This is a genomic window from Rubritalea sp., assembly GCF_039830215.1.
Lineage (GTDB): Bacteria > Verrucomicrobiota > Verrucomicrobiia > Verrucomicrobiales > Akkermansiaceae > Rubritalea.
Genome location: NZ_JBDOPO010000250.1, coordinates 1 through 9345, shown reverse-complemented (window position 1 = coordinate 9345; position 9345 = coordinate 1). Strand labels below are relative to the sequence as shown.

General features: G+C 48.3%; 9 protein-coding genes and 1 tRNA gene. 5 read left to right on the top strand and 5 right to left on the bottom strand.

Annotation, left to right across the window (positions count from 1 at the left end; translation table 11 throughout):
- Positions 1–1129 (top strand): HD domain-containing protein (locus ABGY95_RS08285; protein ID WP_347441214.1); only part of this gene is annotated, 1129 nt, incomplete at its 5' end.
- 82 nt (positions 1130–1211) lie between these two features.
- On the opposite strand, the gene ABGY95_RS08280 is transcribed toward ABGY95_RS08285, so the two are convergent.
- The 5 genes from ABGY95_RS08280 to ABGY95_RS08260 all read right to left on the bottom strand — a co-directional run bounded on the left by ABGY95_RS08280 (position 1212) and on the right by ABGY95_RS08260 (position 4422).
- Positions 1212–2210, bottom strand: a complete 999-nt coding sequence (locus ABGY95_RS08280) for an NAD(P)-dependent alcohol dehydrogenase (RefSeq protein ID WP_347441213.1) — start codon at positions 2208–2210, stop codon at positions 1212–1214.
- A 166-nt stretch (positions 2211–2376) separates the two neighbouring features.
- The gene (locus ABGY95_RS08275; RefSeq protein WP_347441212.1) at positions 2377–2577 is read right to left on the bottom strand and encodes a hypothetical protein; all 201 of its coding nucleotides are present in this window, start codon (positions 2575–2577) and stop codon (positions 2377–2379) included.
- Positions 2578–2683: 106 nt separating this feature from the next.
- On the bottom strand, positions 2684–3037 hold the full coding sequence (gene rsfS / locus ABGY95_RS08270) for a ribosome silencing factor (protein WP_347441211.1): 354 nt from the start codon (positions 3035–3037) through the stop codon (positions 2684–2686).
- A gap of 131 nt (positions 3038–3168) precedes the next feature.
- Positions 3169–3244, bottom strand: a tRNA-Ala gene (locus ABGY95_RS08265).
- Between the two features lie 68 nt (positions 3245–3312).
- Positions 3313–4422 carry a serine hydrolase domain-containing protein gene (locus ABGY95_RS08260; protein WP_347441210.1) on the bottom strand — a complete coding sequence of 370 codons (1110 nt, stop codon included), beginning with the start codon at positions 4420–4422 and terminating at the stop codon, positions 3313–3315.
- Positions 4423–5150: 728 nt separating this feature from the next.
- Between ABGY95_RS08260 and ABGY95_RS08255 the strand changes: the two genes are divergently transcribed.
- The 4 genes from ABGY95_RS08255 to ABGY95_RS08240 all read left to right on the top strand — a co-directional run.
- The gene (locus ABGY95_RS08255; protein WP_347441209.1) at positions 5151–6071 is read left to right on the top strand and encodes a C1 family peptidase; all 921 of its coding nucleotides are present in this window, start codon (positions 5151–5153) and stop codon (positions 6069–6071) included.
- A 55-nt stretch (positions 6072–6126) separates the two neighbouring features.
- The gene (locus tag ABGY95_RS08250; RefSeq protein WP_347441208.1) at positions 6127–7854 is read left to right on the top strand and encodes a Na/Pi cotransporter family protein; all 1728 of its coding nucleotides are present in this window, start codon (positions 6127–6129) and stop codon (positions 7852–7854) included.
- A 102-nt stretch (positions 7855–7956) separates the two neighbouring features.
- Positions 7957–8649 carry a response regulator transcription factor gene (locus ABGY95_RS08245; RefSeq protein ID WP_347441207.1) on the top strand — a complete coding sequence of 231 codons (693 nt, stop codon included), beginning with the start codon at positions 7957–7959 and terminating at the stop codon, positions 8647–8649.
- Positions 8650–8659: 10 nt separating this feature from the next.
- Positions 8660–9345: histidine kinase dimerization/phospho-acceptor domain-containing protein (locus ABGY95_RS08240; RefSeq protein ID WP_347441206.1), on the top strand; the 686-nt coding region annotated here is incomplete at its 3' end.

The window sequence follows — 9345 nt, the reverse complement described above, 5'->3', positions numbered from 1 at the left end:
CCAATTTACCCTGAAGATCTGGGAAAACCTCCCACAATTTCACAGCGCTCAAGAACTCCCGCTTGAATCATTCCTACGCCTATCGGGCGACTGGACTCAAAACCAATATGGGCTTGACGCTCAACGTTGGGACTTCCGCCCACTCAACGCTAACGAGACGGATGACTTACTCACTGGTGACCAAGAGACTAGCGCTCAGCAAAGACAAGATTGGCAAATCATTACTCAGCTTTGCCAGGAAATCTCAGACCCACGCCTCCACACGCTATGTCAGCTCTTCATCGAGCAATACGGGCTAAAATTCCAACGCACTGCGGCAGCCAGAAAAAACCACCATGCTCGTCGCGGGGGGTTAGTGGAGCATGTCGCACAAATGATGCGTTCAGCCATCGCCCTCTCAACTGTTTACCAAGATCTCAACACGGACCTCATCATCACCGGCATCCTCTTCCATGACTGCGGGAAAATGTGGGAGAACACCTACCCAGAAACTGGATTTGCTCAGCCATTTGACCTTCAGGGCGAAATGCTCGGACACATTCCTCTCGGCATTGACCTCGCTAGCCGACTTTGGTCAGAAATGCTCAACGATAGCCCTAAGCAATGGAACGACCTTTTCCCACTCAGCTCGGACGTTCGCATTCACTTACTGCACTTGATTGCCAGCCACCACGGCACTTATGAATTTGGTTCACCAACGCTGCCCCGCACTCCCGAGGCCATCGTGCTGCACCACATAGACAACATCGACGCCAAGTGCGAGATGTTCAAGCAGGCCTATGATGTGGCGCCTGAATTAGCCCCCGGAATCCAGCAAAAGCAATTTCCCCTCCCAGCGAATCTAGTTACCCCTCTAGCCCATTTTCCTAAGGATTCCGAGACTTCGCGCTCAGCCACTCCAACAACGGCAGCGGAGACAATCACTGAACCTGCAGTGGTAACAGCAAAGGATCAGCCAACTCCGAAACAGTCAGTCAAACCCAAAGTACCAGTATCCGAAGCTCCACCACAGTTGATAGTAAAAGATGACCCGGTAAAAAAAACTCTATCCAAAGAAAAACAGCCAGAAGATGCTCCTGAACTAGAAGACGAATTTCAAGCTCAGCCATTCACTGGCGAACTCTTCTAGCCGACACATCATCCTTTAAAATAAAAAATGCGCCAGCGACCTAAAATTACTGGAGCATTTTTCGTTCTACATATTGTTTCCACTAGCGCTTTAAGACGACGCGGTAATGCGCTTTTCCGTCACGCAGATGTTGAATAGCGCCATTCACATCCACCATTGCAAATTCTTCTACCACCGGAGCAATGTTATGCAGTTTAGCGAACTCTAACATCTGCGCAATAACCTTAGGACTACCCACCGGTGATGAGGACACGGAGCGCTGCCCCATCATAAGAGGGAAAATCTCTAAGTCGAGTGGCTCCAGAGTAACCCCGACAATATGCAAGCGACCTCGAATATTGAGTGTGCTCAAATAAAGATTCCAATCAAGTCTGACGTTCACGGTCGAAATAATAAGGTCAAACTGCTCAGCTGCAGAGGCGATGTCGTCCGGGTCTCTTGAGTTTAAGGTGTGATGCGCTCCGAGGTCGATAGCCTCGGTTCGCTTTGCTTCTGAAGAAGTGAATGCTGTTACCTCACAGCCCCATGCTCTCAAAAATTGCACAGCCATCGATCCCAAGCCGCCGATTCCAATCACTGCCACTTTTGATGTGGGCTTAATATCAAATTGGACCAAGGGATTGAAGACTGTGATGCCTCCACAGAATAAAGGTCCAGCTTTAGATAAATCAAACCCTTCCGGGATAGCTACTACACTATTAGCAGCTGCACGAACCTTATCAGCAAAGCCACCACGGTGCTCAATTGTTGAGACAGCTTCTGAGCAAAAATTATTATCTCCAGATTCACAGTGGTGGCAGTGATCACAGTAAGCTGAGTGCCAACCAAGGCCAACCGCCTGACCGACTTCAAAACCAACCACCTCCTCACCCATCTTGGCGATGCGCCCAACCACTTCGTGACCGGGCACTAGCGGGTACTGAGAAAGCCCCCATTCATTGTCGATCATGCTCACGTCTGAGTGGCAGACTCCACAGTAGAGCACATCGATTTCGACATCTTTACGAGCAAGGACACCTGGATCGTATTGAAACGGCTGAAGCTCAGCCCCTTGTTCATTTGCAGCAAATGCGTTTATCATAGTGGGCCACTAATACACCATAACTGAGGATTCCACTAGTGTTGATCTCAGGAAACTAACAGCCTACTCCATCGACTGTCCGCACCCATGTGGATTTGTGATTACGCTCGGACGATACTGGCACGTTACCTTTTAGAAGCTCCCATCTGGCAGTTGAAATTCTCTTCTAGCCGAAAAGTCCTTTCACCGCATTCATCGCGCTGCCACCGATATCTGGATTCTCCCCTTTTGCTATACTATCGATTGGTGCCTGAAGACTCTCTGGTAACTTGGTCTTGGCGTAGCCTAACACTAGCTGAATTGCAGTATCAGCCATTGCTTCATCCACACCTAATTTATCCATAATTTGTTGCTTTAGTTCGTTCATAATAAAAGATTTTAACTTTCGTGTAAAAAAACACTCCCTCTCATCACGTCAAGACTGAGAGGAGAAAGCGTTAACTCTAGACGCAAAAATGTATTTTTCACAAGAGCTACTCTTCCCACTCAACTTCTTGGGCATCTGGCCAGAGGTTTTCGAGGTCATATTCTACACGTGAATCGACGTGCATGATGTGCACCATTACATCAAAGTAATCGAGCACAACCCACTTTGTCTCAGCTCGACCTTCACCACTGTATGGCTTAGCATCGTGCTTTTCTTGCACGATAACTTCCGTGTCGCGCATGAGAGCCTTGAGGTGAGGCAATGAATTACCTGAGCAAACAACCATGTAATCTGTAATAGATGAGAGTCCTTTGACATCGATCACCCGAATGTCCTCAGCCTTATTTTCGGCTACTGCGCGAGCACAAGCAATTGCGAGTTCTTTACCTTCTACTTTCATCTATTCTACTAGTTTGGTTACCACTCGGAGTGCAAAAAAAAAGCCCCCTTAGGGCTATCCTTTACCAAGCTTCTAGTGTTTCTACCAGAATGATTTGGGATTCTTGCCATCGCATTCAATATAAGAATGGATGGTGGAGCATAACGGAATCGAACCGTTGACCTTCTGCATGCCATGCAGACGCTCTACCAATTGAGCTAATGCCCCGTAATCCTTCGAGTGCGCGAGGGATTTACCCTTCGCTTGTTATCCTTGCAAGACTTTTTTCTTTATCACTACGAAAGAGCCTGGATAATTGCTGAGCTCTTAGCCCCCGGCAAGACTGAGAGATCCATCTGATTCATAATGTATGCGTAGGATATCCCCGAGTCTGGATCGCCAAAAGCGTGACTACCGCCAGCACCAGGGTGGCCAAATGCATGCAGTCCCTCGCCGTAGTTACGGCGGACCTTATCACCATTTTCATCGAGCGGATCTAACTGGAATCCACAGCTAAAGCGCGTGGGAGTCATGAGTATACGGTCATCCCCCGTTACCACTGGAGTACGCATCCATTCTAGCACCTCATCAGAGAATAAGGGGATTGCCCCGATAGCTGCCTGATAAAATTTAGCCAGTGACTGAGCTGTTCCTATTCCCCCCATCGCTGGTAGCCCTGATTGCCAAGCCTTTGGAGTATTCATCTCATGCACTCCCTGTAGACCTCGCGGTGAACTAAATGCCTGACGTACGAGCGTGCCGGATTGATTGAACTCTTTATAGAAACCGCTTAGCAGGTCACTTTTATCCATTTTCCCAGTGTAGAGTGTTGCCACTCGACTGAACTCTGACGCAGGCAAGCCAATCCAGAGTTCCAGCCCTAGGGGATCAGCAATGCGTTCGCGAAAAACTGCACCTAGGCGCTTATCTGTGAGGATCCGCACCGGCTCTTCGACCAAAAAGCCAAAGGTTCGTGGGTGATAGCCATGGCCATCGCCAAGTTCCCAGTTAGACTCTTGGGCTTCAATCGCGGAAATCACTTCCTCGTGATCGAACACGCTAGACTTCTGATCTAGCGCAGCCAGTCCACATTGGTGGCTTAGGAGTTCGCTAAATGTGGCTGAGCTATTTGGAAAATTTGTCCACACCCGGCACACTAAGTCATCTGGAGACAAGCCATTTTCCTCCAGTAGCATGAGTAAAGTAGCGGATGCCAAAGCCTTGGTTGCAGAATAGAAAGGCACAATCGTAGCTGAGTTCCATGGGCGAACTTCATCACGCTCACACCAGCCATCCGCAAGGTTAAGAACTTCCACACCCTCTTTCCAAATAGACACAGAGGCTCCTAGCTCACCGTGTTCTGCGAAGTTCTTGCGGAATGCCAATTTTACTGCTTCCAAATCCATGCGCACACACCAGCCCGAGAGATCCCAGTATTCAACTGAAAAATAACAAACTCAGCCGATTAAGTACTCGGCGGATTCCCTATGCTAGGAAATAATTCTTAGACGGGGGCGGCATAGCATTTGTAACCTCGATTTTACCACAAAAGCAATGAAACCAAAATACCACATTCTCCGAGAGGAGGAGTATGGAGTAATCTATCGCTTCATAACAGAGGACCGGAGGCCGATTGTAACCTATAATTCTCTGTGATGGATGGAGCAGGACGGGATTGCTGAGCACTCTATAGAATAAGTCCAGCGACTCCTCAGCTTGGGCAATAATCCAGAAGTCAAAGGATTATCGAGTGGCGACGCTCAACTATTATAACGGTCTTGCATTCGCAGGACATGAGAGGGTCTGCAAAGAACTTGCAGCCGCAGCTTATTTTTCGCTCCCGTTTGCTAGTTGGAATAAAAAGTGGAATTGATAACTTCAAAGCCCTAGCACGCTAGTACGAAACAAAAAATAGCAGCTTTGCAGCAATTATAGCCAAAGATATCAAGTCCGTTGAGTCAGAGCTCAACGAACGCACAAGAAAAATACTGAAGAGTCTAAGTTCGTCAGAATTGCCCCATGAATCGTAGTGTAGCGAGGTAATCTAAATCTGTTAGAATGTATTCTTTAGAACTTTTTTGCCCTACACGGTATTTTAGTTTACAATAGATTAGGGCTATTGTAGCCAGCCCGCGTGAACTGGTTCATCCTCTTTTACCTACTATACCTTAGCACTGGTACTCTAATAGCCAAAGACTATTGGAAGCACAGTGAGCTACAAGGTGATGTCGGATCCTGCCACACATTTGCGACTATAGCTTTGGTTGAGGCTGAGTATTGGCGAGCCTCTGGACAATTTATCAACCTCTCTGAGCGCGACCTTTTCCTACGGCACTACACGAATGGACATAGTTCCTGCAGTGAAATGATCACCCACCAGCTCGTTGCAGCCACTTATAAAATGCTTCCTCAGCGTTATGGTGAGGCAGGGCATATCAATCTAGATTTCTCCCTAGCCCAAAAAAACGGTATCGCCAGCGAACGCGAACTCCCCTATGATCCACTCTTTAGCAATGGAGTCGCTATGGCGATGAAGCGCCTTCGCTTCGAGCGCGACCAACTAGCCAAAGAAGCCAGCCAACTCAAAAATACGAAACAATGGTCAAGCTCTGTGGCTCAAACAAAAATCCAACAATCTTTCTACCAGTTAAAGAGCGTTCAGAAAACGTTAAGCCTGCCCGAATATACTAGAACCCGCGACTGGACACAGAAATGGTTAGAAAACTACAAGCTCAGGCATCTGAAGCCGAAAACAACTTCACAAGTAAAATCCTCTATCATCGCCCAGCTCTCTGCTAGCCCAGTCGCTGTCGATGTCTCAAACTTCGAAGAACTCATAAGTCACTCACATCACACCTCTTGCAACTACTCGCGACACAGCCTAGTGGTTAGCCACTACAACCCAGGTACCGACCAGTTTTCAATACGCAGTTCCACACACAAAGATTCGATTTGGGTCTCAGCTAACGCTCTTAGCCGAGGAACTTACCAGCTTTATTATGTAGAGAGAAATAATTCCTCAGACTCGCCTTCGACCTTGACAGTTGCTAACTGAATCTACACACAACGGGTGTCACCCAATTGACATCCCAGACACAACTCATACACATATGCTCACTATCCTCACGATCCTCGGCGCATTAGGCATTTTCCTCTACGGCATGAAAGTCATGTCTGAGGGCATCCAAAAAGTTGCTGGAAATGGTATGCGTACAGCATTGGCCACAATGACAAAGAACCGCTTCAGCGCCATACTGACTGGACTTTTCACTACTGGTCTTGTCCAATCCTCATCAGCCACTACCGTTTTGGTGGTTAGCTTTGTGAATGTGGGTCTACTCACCCTCGTCGAATCCATCGGAGTCATCATGGGCGCTAATTTAGGAACCACAGTGACAGCATGGATTGTGGCTTCCATTGGCAAATTTAGTGTTACCAAAATTGCCCTCCCTATTATCGGCTGTGGTCTTCCTCTGTTCTTTGTAGGTAAAGGTAAATGGAAATTTATTGGCGAAGTACTCATCGGCTTCGGACTACTCTTTTTCGGTCTAGGCGAGCTAAAAGAGGCCGTTCCAGATCTCAAATCAGCAGTCAAATCTGGTGACATGGATACCATCAACACACTTCGTGGCATCGTGGGATGGATTCAGGCTACTGGCTTCATGTCCGTAATCCTCTTCATGTGTGCAGGTGTGATCCTCACCCTAGTGGTGCAGAGCTCCTCTGCAGCGATGGCCATCACCATTACGTTTGCTATGCAAGGATGGCTTGGTGAGGACCCAATGGTCGCCTTCAAAAACTCAGCTGCGATCGTACTAGGTGAAAATATCGGCACCACGGTAACCGCATGGTTAGCTTCTATCGGATCCAGTGTTGCGGCGAAAAGAGCAGCCCGAGCCCACCTTCTTTTCAACGTTATTGGTGTCGTATGGATGTTGATAGCATTCAGTATCTTCACCGACTTCATTTGGTCATTAGCTGACTCCCTTCCTGATAGCCTCAAGAGCGCTAAGAAAGACTTTGGAAAATCCGAAGTAGCCTTTGCTACCGCGGTTTTCCACACCCTGTTTAACCTAATAAACATCGGTGTGTTGATCTGGTTCGTTCCCCAAATTGCTAAGCTAGTCAAAAAAATGGTCAAAGACAAAGAGGAAGACTCCTCTGCTGACCCAGTGCGGATCAAGTATATTTCACAGTCACTCGTTGACCTCGGCGAACTCAATATCGTGGAAGCTGAACAAGCGGTAGCCAACCTTAGCAACCACTGCACTAAGATGTTTGCCGGTTATACTGAGGTATTCGAGCACCCAGAGCGCGATATGTCGAAGCAGGTCGTCCATCTCAAAGCGATGGAAGACGAGGCTGACCTAATGATGCACGACATCACCGAGTACCTTGTCCGCTGCACCTCAAAAGAAGTGTCCCCACACCTCTCTGAGCGAATCACTGGCCTACTCCGCATGACTGCGGAGCTAGAAGAATGTTCAGATGCTATCTACCGCCTCATCAAAATCGCTGAACGACGCTACAACAAAGGACGCCAGTTCAGCGAAGAGCAGCTATCAACTATACGCGAACTTACTGCACTCATATCCGATTTCCTTAGCTTCTGTGAAAACCGTATCCTCGGTCAAATCAGCCCAGCTGAGACTCAGCAAGCTGAAGATATTCGTGAGCAGATCAAATCACTCACTAAGAGCTCAAATAAAGCCGCTATGAAGCGCATGGCAGAAGGCAACGTAAAGGTCGAGATGCTTAACATCGACACCAACAACCAGCTCAATGTCATCGCTAACCACCTAATGCATGTCGTTCAGACATCCGCTGAAGTGAGCTAAGCGACAATGTGACAGCAGTGTCACCAAGATAACTTCGATAAGAGCCGGGTCTGCACATACAGCAGTCTCGGCTTTTTAGTTTAAACCAAGAGCCGCCACATCATGCAAAGAATCCTAATCATCGAAGACGAAGTAGACATTGCTGAGCTGATATCCTTCAACCTCCAGCGCAATCAGTTCGACACCATTCTGGCTCACGAGGGTTTAGAAGGACTAAACAAAGCAATCAGCATCGAGCCAGATCTCATCATTCTAGATATCATGCTACCTGGAATGGATGGAATCAACGTCAACAAGGAACTCAAGCGCGACCCACGCACACGCAACATTCCAGTGATCATGCTTACAGCCAAGGCTCAAACTGAAGACCGCATCACCGGCCTCGAAACGGGTGCGGACGATTACATCACAAAGCCATTCAGCCCAAAAGAGCTCGTCCTTCGTACTCAGGCAATCCTCAAACGCACGACCACTAAAGGCAATGGAATTGTACTTGAGCTTGGTCCCTTCAAGCTCGACAAAAATACGCTCTGCTTTTATCTAAACGGCGAGCTAAAAGACCTCACATCGACTGAGTTCAAACTCATGATTTTTCTCTGTGAGCGGACCAACGCACCACAGGATCGAAGTACTCTCCTCAAAGAAGTTTGGGGCTACAGCGACGAAGTCCACTCACGCACGCTCGACACTCACATGAAACGCTTGCGCAAAAAACTAGAACCATATTCTAGCTACCTTGAGACAGTTCGAGGCACAGGCTACCGCATCGTCGACAAGCCTAAAGATCCACAGTAACTTTCATTTGATGCCGGATTCGCTCACCATCACACTTGCCATAGCCGTTGCTGTACTCGTGTACCAGCTAAAGACTCTGCGCGGCAATTTGGCAGGGCAAATTAAAGCGGCTAGAAAACTACGCGACAGCACCAACAAAAAGTTAGAGCAAGCCCTCACCGACAACCAAGTCTCACTCGACGCCATCAGTGATGCCTTTTTCATCGTCAACTCAGAGCTCGAAATCAGCAGATTCAACACCAGAGCACGTGAAGCATTTCGGGACCAAGACCTTAGTGGCAGAAGCTTACCAGAAGTCATTCTGCACCCCACCGTGAGTGACCTCATTCAAAAACTGATAGGGTCAGCCAAGCACGCACAGGAGCGCATCGTTCTTCCCTCCAGCTCACATAGTCTCGGAGGCAAGCCCTCCGAGGGCGAAACTGCCTGGATCATTCAACTCACACCCTTGCCGAATCTCGATCGCGACCCGCTCTTCTGCATCGTCCTAAGAGACATCAGCACAGAACACAGAGCCGATCAAATCCGCACCGACTTCGTTGCCAATGCCTCACACGAGCTACGCACACCACTAGCCATCATCAATGGCTATCTGGAAAACCTGGTAGACGATGACATTCTGGAAGAGCCCGCCATCTCACGCCGCATGCTCACCACCATGCGCAAACACGGCAACCGACTCTCACGGTTAGTCGA